Origin of the sequence: Streptomyces dangxiongensis (assembly GCF_003675325.1) — a bacterium.
Taxonomy (GTDB): Bacteria; Actinomycetota; Actinomycetes; order Streptomycetales; family Streptomycetaceae; genus Streptomyces; species Streptomyces dangxiongensis.
The window spans coordinates 495,881-518,455 of sequence record NZ_CP033073.1; the positions used below are offsets into that span (position 1 = coordinate 495,881).

At 74.0% G+C, this 22,575-nt stretch carries 19 protein-coding genes and 2 pseudogenes; 9 read left to right on the forward strand and 12 right to left on the reverse strand.

Annotated features, from left to right (window positions below):
* Window positions 1-58 precede the first annotated feature (58 nt).
* The 5 genes and pseudogenes from D9753_RS02565 (at window position 59) to D9753_RS02585 (ending at window position 7,228) form a co-directional block, all read left to right on the forward strand.
* Window positions 59-719 (forward strand): annotated as a pseudogene (locus D9753_RS02565) (nucleoside/nucleotide kinase family protein).
* Between the two features lie 203 nt (window positions 720-922).
* A complete protein-coding gene (locus tag D9753_RS02570; RefSeq protein WP_121790858.1) occupies window positions 923-2,767 on the forward strand; it encodes a phospholipid carrier-dependent glycosyltransferase in 1,845 nt (614 codons plus the stop codon).
* Between the two features lie 76 nt (window positions 2,768-2,843).
* Window positions 2,844-3,761, forward strand: a complete 918-nt coding sequence (locus D9753_RS02575; protein WP_163010600.1) for a MurR/RpiR family transcriptional regulator — start codon at window positions 2,844-2,846, stop codon at window positions 3,759-3,761.
* A 388-nt stretch (window positions 3,762-4,149) separates the two neighbouring features.
* Complete coding sequence (locus tag D9753_RS02580) at window positions 4,150-4,530, forward strand: hypothetical protein (protein ID WP_205614036.1); 381 nt, start codon at window positions 4,150-4,152, stop codon at window positions 4,528-4,530.
* A gap of 235 nt (window positions 4,531-4,765) precedes the next feature.
* The gene (locus tag D9753_RS02585) at window positions 4,766-7,228 is read left to right on the forward strand and encodes a SpoIIE family protein phosphatase (protein WP_121790860.1); all 2,463 of its coding nucleotides are present in this window, start codon (window positions 4,766-4,768) and stop codon (window positions 7,226-7,228) included.
* 25 nt (window positions 7,229-7,253) lie between these two features.
* Here D9753_RS02585 and D9753_RS02590 read toward each other — a convergent pair whose 3' ends face one another.
* The 3 genes from D9753_RS02590 to D9753_RS02600 form a co-directional block, all read right to left on the reverse strand.
* Window positions 7,254-7,763 (reverse strand): flavin reductase family protein, encoded by a 510-nt coding sequence (locus D9753_RS02590; RefSeq protein WP_121790861.1) that lies wholly within the window; start codon window positions 7,761-7,763, stop codon window positions 7,254-7,256.
* A 218-nt stretch (window positions 7,764-7,981) separates the two neighbouring features.
* Entirely contained in the window at window positions 7,982-8,776 is a 795-nt protein-coding gene (locus D9753_RS02595) for a peptidoglycan-binding domain-containing protein (RefSeq protein WP_121785526.1), read from the reverse strand.
* Between the two features lie 133 nt (window positions 8,777-8,909).
* The gene (locus D9753_RS02600) at window positions 8,910-9,758 is read right to left on the reverse strand and encodes an ATP-grasp domain-containing protein (RefSeq protein WP_121785527.1); all 849 of its coding nucleotides are present in this window, start codon (window positions 9,756-9,758) and stop codon (window positions 8,910-8,912) included.
* 213 nt (window positions 9,759-9,971) lie between these two features.
* Between D9753_RS02600 and D9753_RS02605 the strand changes: the two genes are divergently transcribed.
* From D9753_RS02605 to D9753_RS02615, 3 genes are all read left to right on the forward strand, one after another.
* Window positions 9,972-10,718, forward strand: a complete 747-nt coding sequence (locus D9753_RS02605; protein ID WP_121785528.1) for a TetR family transcriptional regulator — start codon at window positions 9,972-9,974, stop codon at window positions 10,716-10,718.
* Window positions 10,719-10,881: 163 nt separating this feature from the next.
* A complete protein-coding gene (locus tag D9753_RS02610) occupies window positions 10,882-11,298 on the forward strand; it encodes a Zn-ribbon domain-containing OB-fold protein (RefSeq protein ID WP_121785529.1) in 417 nt (138 codons plus the stop codon).
* A 334-nt stretch (window positions 11,299-11,632) separates the two neighbouring features.
* Window positions 11,633-14,398 (forward strand): alpha/beta hydrolase family protein, encoded by a 2,766-nt coding sequence (locus tag D9753_RS02615; RefSeq protein WP_121785530.1) that lies wholly within the window; start codon window positions 11,633-11,635, stop codon window positions 14,396-14,398.
* 21 nt (window positions 14,399-14,419) lie between these two features.
* On the opposite strand, the gene D9753_RS02620 is transcribed toward D9753_RS02615, so the two are convergent.
* Window positions 14,420-14,806: a PPOX class F420-dependent oxidoreductase gene (locus D9753_RS02620; protein WP_121785531.1), complete on the reverse strand. Its 387-nt coding sequence runs from the start codon at window positions 14,804-14,806 to the stop codon at window positions 14,420-14,422.
* Window positions 14,807-14,877: 71 nt separating this feature from the next.
* Entirely contained in the window at window positions 14,878-16,056 is a 1,179-nt protein-coding gene (locus tag D9753_RS02625) for a MalY/PatB family protein (RefSeq protein WP_121785532.1), read from the reverse strand.
* A gap of 321 nt (window positions 16,057-16,377) precedes the next feature.
* On the opposite strand from D9753_RS02625, the gene D9753_RS02630 reads away from it, so the two are divergent.
* Complete coding sequence (locus D9753_RS02630; protein ID WP_121785533.1) at window positions 16,378-17,772, forward strand: S1 family peptidase; 1,395 nt, start codon at window positions 16,378-16,380, stop codon at window positions 17,770-17,772.
* 132 nt (window positions 17,773-17,904) lie between these two features.
* Here D9753_RS02630 and D9753_RS02635 read toward each other — a convergent pair whose 3' ends face one another.
* From D9753_RS02635 to D9753_RS02665, 7 genes and pseudogenes are all read right to left on the reverse strand, one after another.
* Complete coding sequence (locus tag D9753_RS02635; RefSeq protein WP_121785534.1) at window positions 17,905-18,090, reverse strand: hypothetical protein; 186 nt, start codon at window positions 18,088-18,090, stop codon at window positions 17,905-17,907.
* 194 nt (window positions 18,091-18,284) lie between these two features.
* The gene (locus D9753_RS02640) at window positions 18,285-18,980 is read right to left on the reverse strand and encodes a L,D-transpeptidase family protein (protein ID WP_121785535.1); all 696 of its coding nucleotides are present in this window, start codon (window positions 18,978-18,980) and stop codon (window positions 18,285-18,287) included.
* A gap of 190 nt (window positions 18,981-19,170) precedes the next feature.
* Window positions 19,171-19,959 carry an SDR family NAD(P)-dependent oxidoreductase gene (locus D9753_RS02645; RefSeq protein WP_121785536.1) on the reverse strand — a complete coding sequence of 263 codons (789 nt, stop codon included), beginning with the start codon at window positions 19,957-19,959 and terminating at the stop codon, window positions 19,171-19,173.
* Between the two features lie 67 nt (window positions 19,960-20,026).
* Window positions 20,027-20,273, reverse strand: a pseudogene (locus tag D9753_RS02650) (short-chain dehydrogenase); the annotation flags it as partial.
* Between the two features lie 76 nt (window positions 20,274-20,349).
* Window positions 20,350-20,718: a DUF4180 domain-containing protein gene (locus tag D9753_RS02655; RefSeq protein WP_121785537.1), complete on the reverse strand. Its 369-nt coding sequence runs from the start codon at window positions 20,716-20,718 to the stop codon at window positions 20,350-20,352.
* Window positions 20,719-20,772: 54 nt separating this feature from the next.
* Window positions 20,773-21,402, reverse strand: a complete 630-nt coding sequence (locus tag D9753_RS02660) for an MBL fold metallo-hydrolase (RefSeq protein ID WP_121785538.1) — start codon at window positions 21,400-21,402, stop codon at window positions 20,773-20,775.
* Entirely contained in the window at window positions 21,402-22,490 is a 1,089-nt protein-coding gene (locus tag D9753_RS02665) for an S-(hydroxymethyl)mycothiol dehydrogenase (protein WP_121785539.1), read from the reverse strand. Before D9753_RS02665 ends, D9753_RS02660 begins: the two co-directional genes overlap by 1 nt.
* Between the last annotated feature and the right edge of the window lie 85 nt (window positions 22,491-22,575).

The following is a 22,575-nucleotide window of genomic DNA, read 5'->3' on the forward strand; positions in this document are numbered from 1 at the left end:
TCCAGTGGGTGGCGCACGCCACATGTTCGGCGAACGGGCGATGCCACACTTGCCCGGTGTGTCCCTGACCTTCGACGACCTCCTCCTCCGTGCCCGCGCCCTGTCCCGGAGCGGCCGGCGTGCCCTGCTCGGCATCACGGGCAGTCCCGGCGCGGGCAAGACGACGCTCGCCGCCCGCCTCGTGGACGCCCTGAACGGCGACGATCCGCAGTGGGCGGTGCACGTGCCCATGGACGGCTTCCATCTCGCCGACGCCGAGCTGGACCGGCTGGGCCGCCGGGACCGCAAGGGCGCGCCGGACACCTTCGACGCGGCCGGATACGCGGCGCTGCTGCGGCGGCTGCGCGAGGAGAGCGGCGAGGTGGTGTACGCGCCGGCGTTCGAGCGGGTGCTGGAGCAGCCGGTCGCGGGCGCGATCCCGGTGCCGCCCGCCCGGCTGGTGGTGACCGAGGGCAACTACCTGCTGCTGCGGGAGGGGGCGTGGGGGCGGGTGCGGCGGTGCCTGGACGAGGTGTGGTTCTGCGAGACGGACGAGGACGAGCGGGTGCGCCGGCTGGTCGCCCGGCACGAGGAGTTCGGCAAGGACCACGGCGGCTGCCGTGGCCTGGGTGCGGGGCACGGACCAGCGCAACGCCGACCTGGTGGCGGCGACGCGGGAACGGGCGGACCTGCTGCTGCCGGCCACCGCCCTGCCCGCCCCGCGGCCCCCGGCGACCTGAGACCCGGCCGGGTCCCGGCCGTACGGCCGGTTCGTGCCGGGCGGGCTGAACCACGACGGGCCGCGGACCGTATCCGTGGGCACGGCGGAGAGTCTGCCGGTACGACTCGTGCAGCGGTGGCGGGAGCGGTGCGCCGGCAGGACCGTGACCGGGCCCGCGGGCACCGGTCCGTCGCGCGGACCGGTGCCACCCTGGGACGGACGATGACGCGCGAACAGCACCTGGTCCTCACTCCCGGGCTTCCGGCCGCTGAGCCGGTACGGCGGGCTCCGGTCGGCCGGTACGCCCGGCTGCGCAGGCACGGGCGCCGGCTGACGCCGCTCCTCGTCGTGCTGCTGCTGGCGCAGATGGCCGCGGCGATGGTCACCACGGCGGTGCGGCAGACCCCCACCATCGACGAACCCGTGTACGTGGCGACGGCCACCGACTACCTGCACACGCACCGGGTGCGCTACAACCCCGAGCATCCGCCGCTCGGGAAACTCCTGATCGCGGCCGGGGTGGCGGTGGCGGACCCGCACTACGACCCTGCGTACACCGCCGACCAGGGGAAAGCGGGCCGGCATCTGCTGTACGAGTCGGGCAATGACCCCTGGCGGGTGATGCTGTGGGCGCGGCTGCCGGTGATCGCGCTGACCCTGCTGTGCGGGCTGGTCGCCTTCGCGTTCGCCCGGGAGGTGGCGGGCCCGGCGGGTGGAACCGTGGCGCTCGCCCTGTACGCCTTCTCGCCCGACCTGATCGCCCATGGCTCACTTGCCACCCTGGACGTGCCGGCGGCCGGGTTCGTGCTGACGTCGGCCTGGCTGGTGTGGCGGGCGCGGCGACGGCCCGTCCCGTACCTGCCGGCGGCCGGGGCCGCGCTGGGAGCGGCCGTGGCGACGAAGATGAGCGCGCTGCCGGCGGTGCCGGTACTGACGGTGCTGGCGGCGCTGTCCATGGTGTCCGCCCACCGATCCGCTCAGGCCACGAGGCCCGACCCGGTCCGGCGCCGGTTTCTCCCGGCCTTCCGCCCGACCGTATCGACCCGGCCGGCCCCGCCGGACCGACCGACCCCGGCGGGCCGGCCGGAGCGGCAGGCTCTTGCATGGTCCGGGATGCGGCTGCCGACGGTCGGGGCGGCGCTGCTGGGTGCCGCCGTCGTGGCATTCGTTGCGCTCGCCGTCGTCTGGGCCGCGTATCTGGCCGTCGATCCCTGGCTGCGGTTCACGCCCGCCGAGCCCGTCCCGGCCGTCCACGGGCTGCGCGGGCGTCTGGTGGACCTGCTGCCGGTGCCCGAGGCGTACCGGGCGGGGATGCGGATGCAGTTCGGGCTGGAGGACTATCCCTGGCAGGGCTATCTGTTCGGGCACGTGTACACCGGTTCGCTCTGGTACTACCTGCCGGCCGCCCTGCTGGTGAAGACGCCGCTCGGGCTGGCGGCGCTGGGCGCGGCCGGCGCGGTGGCGGTCGTGGCGGTGCGGCGGCTGCGGCCCGCGGCGCCGTACCTGCTGCTGCCGCCCCTCGTCCTGCTGGCGGTGGCGATGACCGGGGCGCGGGACTTCGGCACCCGGTACGCCCTGTTCGTGCCGATGTTCCTCGCGGTGGCGGCGGGCTGCCTGCCCGTGCCGCACCGGAACCGGGGCGCGGGCAGGCGCTGGGGCGGGTTCCTGACCGGCGCGCTCGTGCTGTACGTGGCGGTGAGTTCGCTGCGGACGTTCCCGTACTACCTGCCGTACGCGAACGAGGCCTTCGGCGGCCCGGCGCACACGCACCGTCTGCTGCACGACTCCAACGTCGACTGGGGACAGGACCTGGGCCGGCTCGCCGACCGGCTCCGGCAGCGGTACCCGGGCGAGCGGGTGTGGCTGGTGTACAAGGGCAGCGGAGTGCCGTCGTACTACGGCATCCACGCCGCCGATCCGCGCCGGGTGCCGCCGGAGCGTGTGCGCGGACTGCTGGTGGTGTCCGACTCCGCGGTCGCCAAGGCGCGCGGCAGGCTCGCCGAGCTGATCGCCGGCAGCCGGCCGGCCGGCGAAGTAGGTCATTCCATCAGCCTCTTTCGGCGGTGAGCCCGCTGGCTCAACCCCCTGGTCACGGGGTCGGTGAGCTATGTTGAGTGCTCGGGCAGACAAAGGAGGCCGACCGGTGCCCTCGCCGCAGCAGGCACGCGCACAGGCATCAGCGATCACGTCGGGCAAGACCGTGCCCGAGGCCGAGGCCTCCCCGACCTCCCGGCTCCGGGAACTGTTCGACGGGCCCCGTCTGTCGCCGGGACAGCGGCGCATCGCCCAGTACCTGATCGAGCACATCACCGAAGCCGCGTTCCTGCCGATCACCGAGCTGGCGGACCGGGTCGGGGTCAGCCAGCCCTCCGTCACCCGCTTCGCCGCCGCCGTCGGCTTCAGCGGCTACCCCGCGCTGCGGGAGAGGCTCCAGTCGATCGCGCTGAGCGGCCTGGCCGGCGGGCCCGGCGAGGAGAACCGGGCCAACGAGCTCCAGGCGGCCGTCGACGCCGAGATCCAGAACCTGGAGAACCTGCGGCGCGACTTCGCCGACCCCGACCGGGTGATCCGCGCCGGCCGCGAGCTGTCCCGGTCCACCCCGCTGACCGTGCTGGGCCTGCGCATCTCGGTGTCGCTCGCCGAGTACTTCGGTTACGCCGCCCGCCGTATCCACCCCGACGTGCGGCTGGTGACGCGGGGCGGCAGCGTGGCCTACGACGCGCTGCTCCAGGCCCGCGAGGCCGGCGGGAGCTGGGTGCTGGCCTTCGCCATGCCCCGGCACTCGCAGGAGACGCTCAACGCCCTGAAGGTGGCACGCGGTGCCGGTCTGCGGGTCGCCCTGGTGACCGACCTGGCGCTCGGACCGCTGGCCGACGAGGCCGACATCGCCTTCGCCACCGGCACCGGTTCACGGCTGGTGTTCGACTCGTACTCCGCCCCCGGGGTGCTGGCCGCCGCGCTGCTCCAGGCCATGACCGACGCCGATCCGGAGCGCACCCAGGCCCGGCTGGAGAAGTACGAGCAGCTCTCGGACCACCACCAGTTCTTCCTCCGGGACTGAACCGGTCCTCCCGCAGGCGCGGCGCTGGTACGGCGACCGATCCTTCCGCGCGGGCCGCACATAAGTGAAGATCTTGCGGTCTCCCACCCCGCGAACGGGGATGATTCGCCACAGACCGCGCATGAATTTTTTCATACGTCTTGCAAACTGGACCGCATATATAAATACTGCTCACGGATCGCACCCGGCCGACTCCGGGCACGGTCAGCACCCGACGCCCGGGGCCCCCGCACGGACACCCCCAGCCGCCGTCCCCTACCCACGTCGGCGCCCGGGGCGTTCCGGGGCGCGTCGCCTGCGCGAGGCGCCCGTGGCGGCCCCGGCCATCCCCTGGGCCGGGGCCGCCACGAACCCGTCGACCACCTCCCGACGCCGCACACCGGAAGCGATGATCATGCCCCTGACCAGCACGCGCATCAGTCCCGACTGGCCCTGTCAGGTCAAGACTCCGGGCTCGTACGACTGGGAACGCTCGGCGGCCAAGTGGCTGCGCGAACTGATCCCCGCGCGCTACTCCAGCTATCCGGCGCTCATCCGGCACCCCGTCCTGCTCGCCCGGCACGCGCAGATCCAGGTACAGCAGGAGATCCGGGTCGCACGGACCGCCCTCCAGACCGCGCGGGCGGAACTGCCGGTGCTCGGGCTGCCGGAATCGGTGATCGAACACACGATCAAGATGTACGCCGCCGAGGTCCTCCAGCTCCAGCACATCGCCCGCAGCGTGCGCGTGGTGAGCGAGGCACTGGCCGCCCGCGGCACGAGCCGCTGACCCCTCCGCCCGCTCCGCGAGCCCGTCCGCGCAGCTCGCGCCAGTGGCTCAGGAGTGTCCCACCCCCCGCTCCTCGCCTCGCCAGTCCGCCCGTCGCCATCGGCCTGCGCACCTCCCTCCGCCCCTGCTCCGACCCTGTTCGCCCCCATTCGCTCGACCCGCCCCCGCGGTCAGAAATCTTGTGCGACGGTCACATGAACCTGCACCTGGCAGACGAGTGATCGAACGGCCCCTGATGTGCAATGCTCGTCGCGTGACGAGCGAGCCCGTACCCCCGGTGGCCCCCGGCACCAGCACCGATGTGGCGGCGCTGGCCAAGGTCGTGGCCCGGCAGCGTGCCGAGATGGAGCGGCTGCGGGACCGGGCGGCGACCTCCGCCGTGCTGGAGCGGGCCAAGGGCGTGCTGATGGCCCTCACCGGGTGCACGCCGGACGCCGCGCAGACGGAGCTGACGCGGCGGGCCGAGGACGGCAACCGCACCCTCCTCGAACAGTGCTGGATCACCCTGGGCGGCCTGCCGCGCCCCGGCCGGCCCGCCGCCACGGAACCGGCCTCACCGGCTCCGGCCCCACCCGGCACCATGGCACCCGCCTCACCGGCCGGTGCCGGATCCTGGGCGACCCCGCCCGCCGGCACGATGGACCTCGCGGAGGTGCTCGGGCACGCCGGCCGGGACCTGGTCCGGGTCGGCTCGCCGCAAGAACTGGCCGAATGCCTCCTGGAACACCTCGCACCCGAGCTGGGCGCAGACGCGGTGATGCTCTACGAGCGGCTGCCCGAGGGCGGCCTCGGGCTGATCGGGCACGCCGGCGTCGACACCACCGTCGCCGCCCAGTGGCGTCACGTGCCGCCGGTGACCGGGGTCGCCGCGCTGGACGTCCTGCGGTCCGGGGAGCCGCGCTGGCTGGAGGACCCCGCCGCGGACGGCGAGCGGTACCAGATCATCGGCAGCCCCCCGGAGCGCTGGCTCTCCCGCGCCTGGCTGCCCGTGCCGGCCGGGGACGCGGCGTCCGTAGCCCTCGGTGTGCTGCGTCGGCGCCGCGGGCCGTTCACCGCGCGCGAGCGGGAGCTGCTGCGGGCCATGGCCCGGCTGAGCGCGGGCCGGCTGCGGGCCTTCGACGGCCCGCGGCAGCGTGCGGCCGAGGGCGTCTCCCGGACCGTGCAGGCGGTGTTCGACGCGCTGCCGGGCGCGGTCACCCTGCTGACCCCGCTGCGGGACTCCTCCGGCGAGGTGGCGGACTACCGCATCGACGCCGCCACCCCGGGGGCGGTCGACGTGTTCGGCCGGACCGGCCGCGACATGGTCGGCAGCCACCTCCTGGAGAGCTATCCGTCGGTCGCCGGGGAACCGCTGTGGCAGGGCTGCCTCCAGGCGCTCGGGACCGGCGTGCCGTTCGAGGGCGAGCCCTTCGCCCACCGGGACGTCATCGACGGCGTGCCGGTCACCGCCACCTACTCGGTACGGGCGGCCCCGCTGGGCGACGGCCTGGTGGTGACCTGGCTGCGGCACGACGGGGTGGACCGGCAGGAGCAGCGCCTGGCCGACGTGCAGCGTCTCGGCAACCTCGGCTGGGCCAACTGGAACCTGATCACCCAGGAGATCTCCTGGGCCGTGCAGACGTACACCGTGCTGGGCCGGGCTCCCGGGCGGCGGCCGGTCCGGCTGGAGAAGCTGCCCAGCCTGGCCGTACCGGAGGACGCGGGCCCGCTGGCCCACGCGATCGCCGGACTCGTACGCCACGCGCGCCCCTTCGACGTGCCGTTCCGCGTCGAGACGTCCGCGGGCGTCAGGCATCTGCGGATGGTCGCGGAGGCCGTCACGGCACCCGACGGCACCCCCGTCGAGGTGCACGGCTTCGTGCAGGACCTCACCGCGCAGCGCAGCGCGGAGCTGGCGCTGGTGGAGAGCGAGCGCGCGATGCTGCTCCAGCGCGGCATCCTTCAGGCCGAACGGGCGCTGGCGGCGCGGCTCCAGCACGCCCTGCTGCCGCTGCCCAGCAAGCCGGTGCAGTTGGCCGGGCTGCGCGTCGAGGTCGCCTACCTGCCCGCGCAGGCCGGGGTCCACGTCGGCGGTGACTGGTTCAGCGCCATCGAGCTTCCCGACTCCGACGCGCTGTTCGTGGTCGGTGACGTGGCGGGCCACGGCATCGGCGCCGTGGCCACCATGGCTCAGCTCCGGTTCACCGCGAAGGGCATGGTCAGCACCGGCTCCTCGCTGACCGGGGCGCTGGCACGGCTCAACCGGCTGCTGCTGCACTCCCGCGACGGCCAGACCACCGCCACCATGGTCCTGGCCCGCTACGACCCCGGGGAACACGTCCTGGCCTGGGCCCAGGCCGGGCACCCGCCGCCGCTGCTGGTGCGCCGGGGCGAGGTGCGCTACCTCGACCGGCCCGGCGGCATGCTGCTCGGCGCGACCGGCTCATCCGTCTACGATTCGGCGGAGCTGCGTCTGGAACCCGGTGACCGGCTGCTGCTGTACACCGACGGTCTGGTGGAGCGTCCCGGTGAGGGGCTCGACGCGGGCTTCGACCGGCTGGCCGCGGCGGTGCGCGCCCACGGCCGCGACGAGTCCGGCTCGCTGGAGGCGCTGCTCGCCACGATGCTGGCGGACGAGCGGCGGGACGACGTGTGTGTGCTCGACATCCGCATGCCGGCGCAGGACGCGCAGGACACGCCGGGGACCGCGGGCGGCTAGCGGTACCGCCCCTGCCGCCGGGGCGTCAGTCCGCGGGATGGCCGGCCTCGATGGTGACGGCATCGGAGAGCCGCAGCAGCGGTCCTTCCCGTCCCGTGCCCCACTGGACCGGGTCGAGCACGAAGCCGACGTGGTCGCCGCCGTCGGTGCGGTGGAGCACGGTGCCGACGAGCCAGGCCGCGGCGTCCGCCAGGACGGCGGTGCCGCCGGGCCCCTCCCGCCAGGCCAGCCCCGCGAACTTGTCGGTCTCGTCGCCCGTCTCGCCGCCGAACAGCTCCGCGAGGTCCCGTCGGTCGCGGGTGAGCAGATGGACTGTGAGGTGCTGCGCGGCCCGGGCCACCCGGTAGGTGCGGTTGGCCTTGGACAGCCACACGGCGAACCGGGGCGGCTTCAGGGAACACTGCGAGGCGAAACCCACCAGGCAGCCGGCCCGCTCGCCGTCCGCGACCGCCGTCACCACGCACATGTCGGGATCCAGCCGCGCGAAGAAGTCCTCCACGTCCCCCTGGCGCTCCGCGTCTCCCTGACCGCCCATGCCCTCCTGGCCGTTGCCGTCCGTCTGCCCGTTGCCGTCCACGCCGGCACCCTCGTCCGCCCGGTCCATCCCGGCACCTCCGTCCGCCATACCGTTCCGCTGCCGTCCCGCCCCACCGTCCTGCGCTGCCGCCCCCATTGCCCGGTCCCGGTCCCCCGGCCCGCGGTGGACGCGGTGGACAAGGGTGCGGCCGTCGCTGCTTGTTCCCGGTGTGCCGCTCATGACTCCTCGCCGGCGCCGGTCCGTGACTCCAGTGCGCGGCGGGTGTCGTCGCCGTAGACGCCCTTCTCGTCGCCGCTGATGCCGTACCAGAGCTGGAAGCGGGCCACGGCCTCGGTGAGGATGGCGTCGTAGGTGCCGCTGGTGGTGCCGTCGCGGTAGACGTCCGGGACGCGCAGCAGGCGCCGCTGCAGTTCCGTGACCGGGGGTCCGGTGTCGCCCTGGCGGAGGGTGCCGGGGCCGTCGGGATCGGGCGCGGTGGCGGCGGGCGGCGGGACGGACGCGGTGGCGGGTGGGGCGGCCGTGGTGGGCGCGGAGGCCGTGCTCGGCGGGGCGGCCGGCGGAGCCGCGGCGGCCTGTTGTCGGCCGGGGAGGAGCAGGGCGCAGCCGAAACCGGCGAGGGCGGCCGCCGCGACGGCACCACCAGCGGCACCTACGACGGCCCGGCGAAGGTGTGCACGTCCGGTGCGAAGGTGTTCCGGAGGTCCCGAGCCGGGACCGGACGCGCCCCGGGTGGGGGCCTTCGCAGGACGGGCCGGGCGGGGGCCGGACACGTCCGGGGTTGGGGCCTTCGGGGCACGGGCCGAGGGCACGGGCGGGAGTTCCCGGGTGTCCTCCTCGGCGGGAGGCGGGTGCGGGCCGGGTGCCGTGCCGGAGGGCTCCCACGTCACCGGGTCCGGCCGGAACTCCCGCATCAGCTCGGCGAGGGCGTCGAAGCGGCGGAGCCGTAGCACATGGATGGGTTCCGACTCCGTTGCCGGCGGCGGCTGTTCGGGGTGGGGCGGTGTCGGCACCTGGCTCTCCTTCCGTCCCCCGGGTACGGGGCTCGCGCGGTTCCCGCACGGGGATACGGGGCCCGCGGCGGACCCGTTCAGGCTCGCTCCTCCCCCGCCGCGCGTCCGTCCGGCGAACGGCACGGACGTCCGATCACCCCAGGACCGGGCTCGGCACTGCCTGCACGAACCGGTTCAGGGACGCCGTGAACGCGGTGACGAAGGCGTCCCGGGCCTCCTCCGGCAGCGCGTCCAGGGACAGGTAGGGGTTGAGGTCCTCCAGTTCGACCAGCAGCAGGCCGCCGTCGTCCGTACGGCAGGCGTCGACGCGCTGGATACCGTGTCCGAGGTCGTTCCAGTCGATGAAGCGCCGGGCGAACTCCAGGTCGGCGGCGGTGGCCGCGTAGGGCCGCAGCTCCCAGCGGCGCCGGGGGTCGGGGGCGTACAGGGCGTACTGGAAGTCGTCGTCGACGAAGTAGAACGACACCTCGTGGACGAAGTCGACGCGCGGCTGGATCAGTACGTCGCTCGCGGTGAGGGAGGCGATCCGGCTCCCGGGGACGGTCCGCAGGCCGAGGGAGTCCGCGCCGAGCCTGGGCTTGACCACGTACCGCGTGGCGGGCGGCAGCCGGTGCAGGCCCTCGACGCTGTCGACGGTCGGGATGACGGGGAAGCCGGCGGCGGTCAGATCGAGGAGGTACTGCTTGCCGGCCATGTCCGCCTTGCCGGTGAGCGGGTTGTACACCCGGGCACCGGTGGCCAGCGCCCGGGCGCGGAAGGCCTCGTACTCACGCGGGTAGCCGAGGACGGGGCCGCTGTTGCGGACGACGACGGCGTCGTGGTCCGCCATCAGGGCCGCCGCGTCCAGCGGGTGGCACAGGGCCAGGTCGAAGTGGGCGCGCAGCCGGGAGGTGAGGTGGATGTCCTCGTCGCAGTAGCGGCGCCCGCGGGCCCGGTACGCCAGGTCGGTGACGTAGAGCAGGCGGGGGCGGGCGGCGGGCATGGGAGATCTCCTCGGGGCGTGCGCGGCCGGTGCCAGCGGGGTGGAGAAAGGCTACGCCGCAGGCCACGGGCGTTCGAGGCCGCCCCCGTCAGCCGCCCCGAGCGCGGTGCGTCACGGGCCGGCCGTCCACCGCGAAAGCACTCAGTTCCCCCAGTAGACCCCCGATGCTGCACTGAGTGTCACAGCAGCGTTCCGGGTGCTACGTTCCCGTTCATGAGCTCCAGCAGCGCGGCGCCGGCCGCGAAGCCGCCCATGCGGGACGCCCTGGTGGCGGCGGCCTTCCGGCTCTTCGTGGAACGCGGGTACGAGCAGACCACCGTGGACGACATCGTGGCCCTGGCCGGCGTCGGCCGGCGATCGTTCTTCCGCTACTTCCCCTCCAAGGAGGACGTGGTCTTCCCCGACCACGAGCGCTGCCTGGCCGACATGACCGCCTTCCTCGGCACGGGCGGCCCGGAGCACGAGCCGGTGCGGCGGGTGTGCGACGCGGCCCGGCTGGTGCTGCGGATGTACGCCGAGAACCCGGCCTTCTCCGTGCAGCGCTACCGCCTCACCCGGCAGGTACCGGGCCTGCGCGCCTACGAGCTGTCGGTGGTGTGGCGCTACGAGCGCGCCCTCGCCGACTATCTGCGCGGCCGGTTCGCCGGGCGGCCCGACGGGACCCTGCGGGCCGACGTGATCGCGGCCGCCGTGGTCGCCGCGCACAACAACGCCCTGCGTTCCTGGCTGCGGTCGGACGGCGCGGGCGATCCGGGCACGGCGGTGGACCACGCGCTGGGCTATGTGCACAGGACGTACGGCCGGCCGGCGGACACCGCGGTGGCGGCCGCCCGGTCCGGTCCGGCGGGGTCGGATGAGCGGGCGGGACGGTCCGACGAGGTGGTGGTGCTGGTCTCCCGCCGGGACGCCCCGCTGTGGCGGGTGGTCCAGGAACTGGAGACGGCGCTCGGCCGCGGCTGACCCAGGCGTGCCCGCCGCTCACCATTCTGGGTACGGAGTGCCTTTACGAGTGACACTGAGTGCCATACTCTGTCGGCGTGCGCGGTGGCACGGCAACCGCGCACCCACGTGCGCGGTCCGCCCCGTGCACCCGGATTCCGGCCGAGCGCAGGGAGTTGACAGCGTGTACCACCACTCAGCAAGCACCGCGCATCCGGTGGCCGGTTCCGCGACGGGTGTTCTCGACCCCGTCTCCGCGGACTCCCAGGACGCCATCCTCTTCCAGCGCTGCACCTGGTGCGGCACGGCGACGTACCACCGGCTGCTGTGTCCGGTGTGCCAGGGCAGCGAACTGCGCACGGAGCGCAGCGAGGGCGTCGGCACGGTCCGCCACTCCACCGTGGTGCACCGCAACACGCCCGCGGCGCGCAACGTGTCGCTGATCGAGATGGCCGAGGGATTCGTCGTGCGGGGCCGGGTCATGGGACCGCCGGTCGGGATCCACAGCGGGGACCGGGTCCGGCTGTCCACGGCGAAGGACCCCGTGCGCGGTGAACCGGTCTTCCAACTGTTGGACGAGCCCTACCGGGCCTGGACCTGACGGCCCCTGGACCCGGCGGCACCGGGCACACGCACCCGGCACCCGCGGTTGACCGCCCCCGCACTCGGACCTGACGGCCGCACACCGCCACCGCCCCTCCCAGGCCCCCTGCCGGTGACACGCACCGGCACCGGAAGCCGTCGTAGCCGCCTCCGGACCCCGCCGCACCCACACCTCGGCACCCCCGCCGCACACACCCGCGCGCCCCGCCGTCCCTGATGTGATCCATCACCTCCCGCGCACAGGCAACCCGCAGCCTCCGCCGTTCATCCTCCCGGGGCGAGGGGCGTCCCGGCGGGCCCGGGCGCCCGAGGTCGGGGTCCGAGGAGGAACAGTGGTCCGTGCCCGGCACATATGGGTGGCCGCCGCCGCGTTACTCGCGGTGGCGGGAGCATCTCCGGGGGTGGCGGTCGCGCAGCCCCAACGAGGTCTGCCGGAGGGGATGTCGGCGGTCGCGGACGACGGGCCGCTCCCGCCGGGATGGCGGCTGGCCGGCCGGGGTCCGGCGCCGCAACTGGTGTGGCGGTCGGACCGGCCGGTGCCGATGGGTGACGCGCGGGTCGAATTCCGCTCCGGCGGACGCCTGTTGGGCGTGCCGCGGCCGGGCACGGACGGGCGGACCTTCCGGCTGCCGCTCGACGGACGGCGGCCATCGGGGCTTAGCGGGCTGGAAGTCTGGTCCGGCGGACGGCGGTTGGACGCGCGGGACAGCGCCGGGACCGCGTCGGCGGCACGGCTGCCGGCCCCGCTCCCCGCGAACGGCGTGGACCCGGGCAAGCCCGGCTCGTACCGCACCAGGACGGGCGAGTACACGCTGAAGTCCGTGCGCCTGCCGGGCTTCCCGAAGCCGGTGGAGATGCGCGCGGTGGTCGTCGCGCCGGTCGGCGCCTCCGGGAAGCGCCCGCTCGCGCTGTTCCTGCACGGCCGCCACTCCGTCTGCTACAAGGGCCGCGACGACACCACCGGGGACTGGCCGTGCCCGGCCGGCACCGAGCCGGTGCCCAGTCACCGCGGTTACCTGCGGGACCAGCGACTCCTCGCCTCCCAGGGCTACATGACCGTGTCGGTCGCCGCCAACGGCATCAACGGGCAGGACTACGCCGCCGAGGACGGTGGCGCGCAGGCCCGGTCCTCGCTGGTGCGGCTGCACCTGGCCCGCTGGGCCGACTGGACCGAACACCCCGCGACGGCACCGGCCGTGGTGCGCGAGGCACCCCGCGCCGATCTGTCCCGGGTGCTGCTGGTCGGCCACTCGCGGGGCGGCGAGGGCGTCAACCGGGCTGCCCTGGACAGCATCACGCCGCCGCCCGCCGACCAGGACGGCTACCGCGGGCCGGTGCGCTGGAAGGTCCGCGGCACCGTCCTCATCGGTCCGACCGTCTTCGGGCAGAACCCGGTGCCCGACGTGCCGTCGGTGACGATCCTGCCGGGCTGCGACGGTGACGTCTCCGACCTCCAGGGCGAGGTGTACGTCGACGGCACGCGCACGGTCGGCAACGGCACCGCCCTGCACAGCGCCGTGTACGTGATCGGCGCCAACCACAACTTCTTCAACTCCGAGTGGACGCCCGGCCAGGCCGCGGCGCCCGCCGAGGACGACTTCTCCGACGACCCCGGGCAGCGCGACCCGGTGTGCGCCAAGCGGGCCGCGACCCGGCTGACCGCCGACCAGCAGCACCGGGCCGGTTCGACATACATCGCCGCCGCCGCGCGGCTGTTCCTCGCCGGGGACGACCGGGTGCGTCCGCTGCTGGACGGCTCGGGGAAACGGGCGCCGTCGGCGGACCCGGCGCGGGTGCTGAGCCACGCGGTGGGTGCCCGCCGGGGCGGCGGTCTCCTGCCGGACGCAGGCGTGTCGGTGACCGGTGGCCGGCTGTGCGACGCGGTGTCGCCCACCGCGGCCGAGGCCTGCCTCGGCCAGGGCGCGCACGGGCAGTCACCGCACTTCGCGCAGTGGGCGACCGACCGGGAGGCCGGCCGGCACGCGGTCGCGCTGCACTGGACGCGTGCCGGTGCCCCGGTCCGGGTGACCGCGGCGAAGCCGGTGTCCCTGTCGGGGTCCAAGGCGCTGGCGCTGCGGCTGTTCGTGCCCCCGAACTCCCGGGGTACGGAGCTGGACGTGTCGCTCACCGACGCCTCCGGCCGGAAGGCGAAGATCGGCCGGGTCCACGTGGACGGGCTGCCCGGCAGTGAACGGACCGCCTCCTACTGGGCGCGGGAGATCCGGGTGCCGCTGACGGCGGCGACCCGTGCCGGACTCGCTCTGGGTTCGGTCAAGTCCATGGAGCTGACGCCGCGTTCGGCGTCCGGTCGGGCCTGGCTGATGGACGCCTGGGGCTGGCGGCCCGGGACACCCGCTGTGCGCACCGACGCGCTGCCGCGCGTGGACGTCGGCCGGACGACCGTGGACGAGGGTGACACGGGCGTGCGCACCTACCGGGTGCCCGTCCAGGTCACGGGCACGGGTGGCAGCGGTCAGGTGCGGGTGTACGTCGTCGACCCCGCCACCGGCAGGGCCAAGGACCGCCTGGTGACGGTCCGTCCGGGCGGTCAGGGCGTCGACGTACCGGTCCAGGTGAAGGGCAACACGCGGTACGGCACCGACGTGTCGTACGACGTGCTGGTGAAGGCGGTGCGGGGGGCGGTCGTCGGCTCCTACCGGGGCGGGATCACCGTCCACGACGACGATCCGGCGCCCACGATGACCGTGACGCCCGTCGCCGGCAAGGTGACCGAGGGACAGACGCTGAAGTGGCGGGTGTCCCTGTCGGAGGCGGTCGACGTGGACATGAGCGCGTTCTTCGGGGTCGTACGGGCGACCGCGCCGGAGCTGTCCACCAAGGACGTCCCGGCGCGCTGGCTGCGGGACACGGCCGGGGCGTCGCCCGATCCGGCGCGTCCGCTGTCCGAGGTGGACGGCCTGTACCTGTGGGCGGAGATCGCGCCCGGGCACACCAGCGCCGACATCACCGTGCCGACGGTGAAGGACCGGGTCCGTGAGCAGGCGGAGTCCGTGCGGTTCGGGCAGATCGACCCGCAGACCGGGAAGCCGCGGTCCGGCGGTCTTGAGCTGTCGGGGTCGGTGCTCAACGCGTCGTAGGACGCCGGTCGCGGGTGGCCCTCACCGGGCGGGGGTCACCCGGATGCCGACCGTGCCGTCCCTGCCGCGCCGCAGCCGGCTGCCCAGCAGGGTGAGCCGGCCGAGGATGCCGTACTTGCGGGCGATGAGGGCGCGGTAGCGGTCGGTGGTCTCCGGGCCGGTGATCTCGGCGGTGGCCGGCAGTTGGTCGCCGGTTGGGTTGCCGCGTACGTCACAGGGTCCGGCGAGGATGTCGGGGCGGCGCCGGATCCGCTTGACCTTCCAACTGTCGGCGGCCGTCCACACGCCGAGCGTGTCGCCGTCCCGGACCACCCACACCGGGGTGGCGACCGGGGTGCCGTTCTTGCGGTAGCTGGTCACCAGCAGGTACTTGCCGGAGCCGAGCCGGTCGAGCCGCGTGTCGTCCATGCCCGGCAGTCTAGGAGTCCGTCCGCCGCCCGGGGAGGCCCCGGGACGGCGGGCCGGCGGGGCGCGCCCGCTCAGCGCAGGGACGCCGCCATCCGCCGCACCCCCTCGGTGAGGATCGCGGGCGAGGTCGCCAGGTTCAGGCGTGCGTGCCCGGCGCCGCCGGCACCGAAGGGAGGACCGGGGCTGAGGGCGACCCGGCCGCGGTCGAGGAAGACCTGGGCGGGGTCGTCGCCGAGGCCGAGGGCCCGGCAGTCGAGCCAGGCGAGACAGGTGGCCTCGGCGGGGTACGCGCGGATCGCCGGCAGGTGCTCGGCGAGCAGGCCGGTGAGCAGGCGCCGGTTGTCGCGGAGCTGGGCCAGCAGGGCGTCCAGCCAGGCGGTTCCGTCGCGCAGGGCGGCGGTGTGCGCGATGACGCCGAGGTGGCTGGGACCGTGGCTCACCTCCTCGGGCAGCCGCGCGAGGTCGGCCGCGGCCTCCGGTCCGGCGACGGCGAGCGCGGCCTTGAGACCGGCCAGGTTCCACCCCTTGGACGCCGACAACAGGGACAGGCCGCGGGCGGCGCCGGGCACGGCGAGGTACGGCACGAAGGTGACGCCGGGGGCGACGAGGGGGGCGTGGATCTCGTCCGCGACGACCCGGACGCCGTACCGCTCGGCGAGGGAGGCGACGGCCGTCAGCTCGGCCGCGGTGTGCACGGTCCCGGTGGGGTTGTGCGGGCTGCACAGCAGGTACGCGGCACGTCCGGGCCCGGTGGCCGCCTCCTGGAACGCCTCCTCCAGACCGGCCAGGTCGATGCGCAGACCGGCGTCGAGCGGGGCCTGCACCACCCGGCGGTCCATGCGCTCGGCGAACTGGAAGAACGGCGGATACACCGGCGGGTTGACGACGACCGGATCACCGGGCCCGGTGACCAGCTTGAGCATCTCGACCACGCCGAGCATCACGTCCGGCACGATCGCGGTGCGCTCGACGGCGAGCCCGTCCCAGTTCCACCGCTCGGCGGCGAAGACGGCGAGGGCCTCCGCGTAAGCGGTGCCGGCCGGATACCCGGTGTCGCCGAGGGCGAGCGCGTCGGTGACGGCGCGGACGACGGGCTCGGCGAGCGGCACGTCCATCTCGGCCACCCACAGCGGCAGCACGTCGTCGGGGTAGGTGCGCCACTTCATGCTCGTACGGCGTCGCAGCCGCTCCAGGCCGAGCGTGCGCAGCGGACCCGGCTCGCCGGGGGTGCCGTGCGGGATGCTGGTCATGAGGCTCAAGATAGGGGCTCGGCGCGTGAGCGGAAACGGGTCCGCCGGGACGGACGGGCGGCCGGGGGGCGGAGTCGGTGCCGGCGCGGAGTCCATGGCGGCGCGGAGTGCATGCCGGCGCCGGAGCACATGATCGTGGCCGGAGCACATGGTCGTGGCCGGCGGGGTGGAGCACGGGCGCCGGCCGGGCGGGGAGTTCGTCGGTGGGGGTGAACGCCGTGGCTCCGGGGGCCGTATGGAGGGGCGGGCCCCCGACGACCTGGGTGCCCCGCGCTGCCGGTAGGGGTGGCGTGCGTTCGGGTTCGGCTTCGGGAGCCATGCATGCGGCACGCACGACGACGGGTCGTCCGGCGACTGACACGGCTGACGGCCGTCGGCGGACTCCTCCTGGGAGGCGCGATGGTCACCCAGGCGGCCATGGCGAGCGAGACACCGCCCGGCTCCGCCAGAGTGCTCCGCGCCGGCGGCGGCACCACGGACACCGGGTCCGCCCTGGTGGCGCGGCTCGGCACCGCCCGTACGGCGGGTGACTGGGTCGGCGCCGACGGGCGGCCGGTCGTGGCGGTGACCGACGACGCGGCAGCGCGGGCGGTGCGGCGGGCCGGGGCCGAGGCGAAGGTCGTGCCCCACAGCATGGACGAGCTGAAGTCGGCCACCGCGTCGCTGGGTTCGGCGCCACGGGTGCCGGGCACGGCGTGGGCGGTGGACTACCGGACCAACCGGGTCGTGGTGCGGGCGGACCGCACGGTGTCCGCCGGTGACTGGTCCCGGCTGACCCGGGTGGCCGCGGGGATCGGGAGCTTCGTGCACATGGAGCGCATGAAGGGCGCGTTCACCACGCGGCTGAACGGCGCCCTGCCGATCCTGTCGACCGGCGGTCGCTGCTCGGCGGGGTTCAACGTCACGAACGGGCGGTCCGACTTCATCCTCACGGCCGGCCACTGCGGGCCCGCCGGATCCACCTGGTTCGCCGACAGCCAGGGTGACCGGCAACTGGGCAACACCGTGAACAGTGTCTTCCCCGGCAGTGACTTCTCGCTCGTGCAGTACGCCTCCGGCAAGGCCGGCGCAGGTGCCGGGGTCGTCGCGACCGGCGGCGGGAAGGGCGTGCGGATCACCGGGGTGGCCGATCCGACGGTGGGGCAGCGGGTGTTCCGCAGCGGCAGCACCAGCGGTCTGCACGACGGCCGGGTCACCGCGCTGAACGCGACCGTCAACTATCCGGAGGGCACGGTCACCGGGCTCGTCGAGACCACGGTGTGCGCCGAGCCGGGTGACAGCGGCGGCCCGCTGTTCTCGGAGGGCATCGCGCTCGGGGTCACCTCGGGCGGCAACGGGGACTGCACGGCGGGCGGGACGACGTTCTTCCAGCCGGTGACCAAGGCGCTGACGGCACTCGGTGTGCGGCTGCTCGTGTCGGCGCAGGACGCGGGCGGTGCGGGTGGCGGTGCGAGTTCGGCGCCCTCGCCCGCGCCGTCGGCCTCCGCGGCGCAGGGCGCGATGGCTCCGAACGCGGCCTCGCCGGGCACCTCGGCGCCGGTCACCGGAACGTCCGAGGGCAGCACCCTGCTGGCGCGGCTGACGGACACCCGGAACATCGGGCCCGGGTTGCTGGTCATCGCGGGCAGCCTGATCGCACTGGTCGCGACCCGGTTCATCCGGTCCGAACAGGACCGCAAGGCGTACCGGCGGTACTACTCGGCGACGTGGGGCTGACGGGCGCCGGCCGGGCCCCGGCGCGACGCCGGGGCGGAAAGGGCCCGGTGCGATGCCGGAGGTGCTGCGAGAAGGGCACCCGTGCGCTCACGGGTGCCCCGGGGCGGTACGGCGCGGTGCGCGCGGGGTCGGTCAGGCCGCCCGGTGCGACCGCGGGGCCGCGGCGGCCCACTCCAACACGAGGCGCTGGTACTCGGCGCGCTGCTCGGTGTTCAGTGTCCCGCCCGACCGGCGCCACAGGGCCCGGATCTCCTCGTTGACCTCCGCGGCCGATCGCTCGGAGGCGGTTGCAACAGTGGTGGACATGCTGTGAAGCATATGCCGACTGACGTGAAGGCGCCGTGAGTAAGCACCTCGAATACGGACATTTCGGACCGTGTTGCTCATCACGTCAAGGTGTCGACGGGGAGGGGTACTTCGTATCGGATCAGATACCGGAGCCCGGCTCACACGACTGGGCGCGCCCGCCGGAGTCCGGGGACGCGCCCAGTGCCTGCGCCGTCGGCCTCGGCTCAGGTGCCCGGCTTGCGGCCGTAGACGAAGACGTCGTCGCCGTTCTTCAGCAGCGACCAGTACGCCTTGGCCTCCGTCGGTGTCATGTTCACACAGCCGTGCGAGCCCGGCGGGTTCCACATGCTCAGGCCGACCGAGTGGAAGGCCTGACCGCCGTTGAAGAACTGGCTGTACGGCATCGGCACGTCGTAGAGGTTGGAGACGTGGTCGATGTCGCGCCAGTAGATCTTCTTCAGGCCGGTACGGGTCTCGAAGCCGTCGCGGCCGGTGCGCACCGGCACCGGGCCGTGGACGAGCTTCGCGCCGTCCTGGATCCAGCTTAGCTGGAGCGTGAGGTTCACGCAGGCGATGCGGCCCTTGTCCACTGGGCACTTGCCGTCCTTGTTCGGCTTGTTCCCGACGGCCTTCTGCTTGTTCATGAGGTCCATCACATCCCAGGTGACGGACCCGGCGTAGCCGATGTTCGGCGTGATGCCGTGCTTGGTCTGGAAGGCCTGTACGGCCTTGCAGTCGGCGGCGGACTGCTTGCCGTCCACCGGCCGGCCCAGGAACCTCTCCACCTGCTTCTGGTACGGCCCCGTCTGCGAGGTGCAGCTCGCGGCCTGGGCCGGTGCCGCGGTGAGCGCGAGCGCGAGCGGCGCCACCAGTCCGGTGACGCCCAGCGCGACGACGCCTCGTCTGCGTATGTCCCCCATGACGGCCTACCCTTCTCCCCTTGATCGCCCGAGGTCTGCACCAGGTGTTTCCCAGCGCGATTCCCACGGTCTCGCATCAGTAGACCTGGGCGGGCGGGCGAGGGTTGTGTTTCCGGCCACCCTGTGACGAAATGGTGAACTTCGTCACCGCGCGGCCGTACAGGAGCGCGGGGCGGTGGGCCGAGGCCGGTCAGGGCTGGTGGACGGCCGCGTGGAAGCCGGTGTTGACGGCGGTGAGGCCGCCGTCGACCACGAGGGTGGTGCCGGTGATCCAGGCGGCGTCGCGGGAGGCCAGGAAGGCGACCGCGGCGGCGATGTCCGCCGGCTCCCCGACCCGGCCGAGCGGGTACAGGCCGCGTGCGGCGTCGAGTTCGTCGTCGCGCCCCTCCCACGCCGAGGTGCGGACCGTGCCCGGTGCCACGAGGTTGACCCGCACGCCCCGGGCTGCGGCGTGCCCGGCGAGGGTCCGGGTGAGGGAACCGAGGCCGGCCTTGGCGGCGCTGTAGGCGTGGTTGCCGAAGTCCTGGAGGCCGTTGACGGAGCCGACGCTCACGATCGCCCCGCGGCCGGAGGCGGCGAGGTGCGGCAGGGCGGCGCGACAGCAGCGGTAGGCACCGGTGAGCGTGATGTCGAGGTCACGCGTCCACGCCTCGTCGGGGTCGTCCTCGAACAGCGGGACGTCCGCGGTGCAGTGCGCGGCGCTGTTGACCAGGACGTCGAGGGAGCCGAACACGGTGACGGCGCGGGCGACGGCCGCCTCGACGGCGGCGCGGTCGGCCACGTCACAGGCGAACGCCTCGGCGGCCAGGCCCTGTCGGCGCAGTGCGGTCGCGGTCCGCTCGGCCTCGGCCGGTTCCCGGTCGGTCACCAGGACCCGGCCGCCCTCCTCGGCGAGCCGCCGGGCCACGGCGGCGCCGATGCCGCGGGCGGCGCCCGTGACGAGAACTCCGTGTCCTGCGAAGCGGGTCGGGTCAGTCATGAGCCGACAGTACGGCTCCGGCGGCGGCCTTTCACCGGTACGGCGACCCCTGACCGTCCGGCCGCTCTCACCGGTATCCGGTGACGTCCGCCGGCTCGCCCTCGTCCTGCACCTCGGGCAGGTACCGCCAGGCGTCCGGCCGGGTGCCGTCGAGGTCGGTGACGCCGTACACCCGGGCCAGGCCGCCGCTGGAGAGTGACTGTCCGTTGAAACCGCGCCACTTCGGGGTCGGTGGCCAGGGCGGCGACGGCGCGGCCGGTGAAGCGCGGGGTCTCGGAGATGGCGAAGTGGGGTTCGCGCGCCAGTGCGTCGCGCCGTGGCGCTCACCCCGGGCTGGCTGCGCTCGGAACACATGCTCGACCTCTTCGGTGTCCGTGAGGACAACTGTTTTCATCCGCGCAGTCGGGCGTCGAGTTCCACGGTGTCCGCGAGGAACCATAGCTGCCGGCCCTGGTTGCACTCGTGGACGAAGTCACGCAGGGCCGTGCTCCCGGCGACGTGTCCGGAGATGTCGCCGAGGACGGCGAGACGCAGCCGGTAGGTCGCGAACTTCTGGACGACCGCCCCGGCGACGCCGGAGCGCAGCCGGAAGAAGTCGTCGGCGATCCGCTCCACGGGCACCGCGACCAGCTCTGCCTCGTGCCCGAACGCGTCACCGATCAGGTCGAGCGCCGCGCTCTCGCCGTCGAGGAGCGGGCCGTCGGGAGCGCACTGCAGGACCCGTACGCCGTGGAGGGTGTCGATCGTCTGTGTGGTCATGGGCGCGATTCTAAAGTCGCGCCCGCGTGCCACCTGGTATTTGTGCGGTGCCCGTCAGTGTCCGCGCGCGATCCACTCCTCCAGGTGGGAGGCCTCGGCGCCGATGGTCGTGGCGTCCCCGTGGCCGGTGAGGACCTTCGTCTCCGGCGGGAGGGTGAGGAGCCGGTCCCGGATGGAGCCGATGATCGTCGGGAAGTGGGAGTAGGAGCGCCCGGTGGCGCCCGGGCCGCCCTGGAACAGGGTGTCGCCGGTGAACACGGTGCCGAGCCCGGGGTCGTACAGGCAGACCGCGCCCGGGGCGTGCCCGGGGGTGTGCAGGACGGTCAGGTCGGCGCCGGCGGCCTCGATGACCTGACCGTCGGTGAGGTGCCGGTCGGGCTCGCGGTCGGGGTGGGTGAGCTGCCACAGCGGCAGGTCGTCGGGGTGCAGCCAGATGACGGCGCCGGTGCGGTCGGCCAGTTCGGGCGCCGCGTCGATGTGGTCGTTGTGGGCGTGGGTGCACACGATCGCGGTGAGCCGGCGGTCGCCGACGGCGCGGGCGACGGCCTCGGCGTCGTGGGCGGCGTCGATGACGATCACCTCGTGGTCGTCGCCGACGAGCCACACGTTGTTCTCGACGTCCCAGGTGCCGCCGTCCAGGGTGAACTGGCCGGAGGTGACGACGCGTTCGATGCGGGCGGCCATCACAGCACCACCACCGAGCGCAGCACGTCGCCGTGGTGCATCCGTTCGAACGCCTTCTCCACCTCGTCGAGTCGGACGGTCTCCGTGACGAACGCGTCGAGCGGGAGCCGGCCCTGGAGGTGGAGGTCGATCAGCATGGGGAAGTCGCGGGAGGGCAGGCAGTCGCCGTACCAGGAGGACTTCAGGGCGCCGCCGCGGCCGAAGACGTCGAGCAGGGGCAGTTCGAGCTTCATCTCGGGGGTGGGGACGCCGACGAGGACGACGGTGCCGGCGAGGTCGCGGGCGTAGAAGGCCTGCCGGTAGGTCTCGGGGCGGCCGACGGCCTCGATGACGACGTCGGCGCCGAAGCCGCCGGTCAGTTCGCGGATCGCCTCGACCGGGTCGGTGTCCTCGGAGTTGACGGTGTGGGTGGCGCCGAGCGTGCGGGCCTTGTCCAGCTTGCGGTCGTCGATGTCCACGGCGATGACCTTCGCCGCACCGGCCAGGTCCGCACCGGCGATCGCCGCCCCGCCGACGCCGCCGCAGCCGATGACGGCGACCGAGTCGCCCCGGCCGACGCCTCCGGTGTTGATGGCGGCGCCGATGCCGGCCATCACCCCGCAGCCCAGCAGCCCGGCGACCGCCGGGGAGACGGACGGGTCGACCTTGGTGCACTGGCCGGCCGCCACGAGCGTCTTCTCGGCGAACGCGCCGATGCCGAGGGCCGGGGAGAGTTCCTGCCCGGTCGCGGCGAGGGTCATCCGCTGCCGCGCGTTGTGGGTGTCGAAGCAGTACCAGGGCCGGCCGCGCAGGCAGGCCCGGCACTGCCCGCACACCGCACGCCAGTTGAGGATGACGAAGTCACCGGGGGCGACGTCGGTGACCCCGGCGCCGACCGACTCCACGACGCCGGCGGCCTCGTGGCCGAGCAGGAAGGGGAAGTCGTCCGAGATGCCGCCCTGTTTGTAGTGCAGATCGGTGTGACAGACCCCGCAGGCCTGGATGCGCACGACGGCCTCGCCCGGCCCCGGATCCGGGATCACGATCGTCTCGAGCCGTACGGGCTCGTCCTTCCCCGGTGCGATCACGCCGCGGACTTCCTGCGCCATGGCCTGTCCCCTTCCTGTATTCCTTCGAATTCCTTCGAATGCCGTCGCTGCCGACCCTACGCGCCATGGATCGGCAGCGGGACGG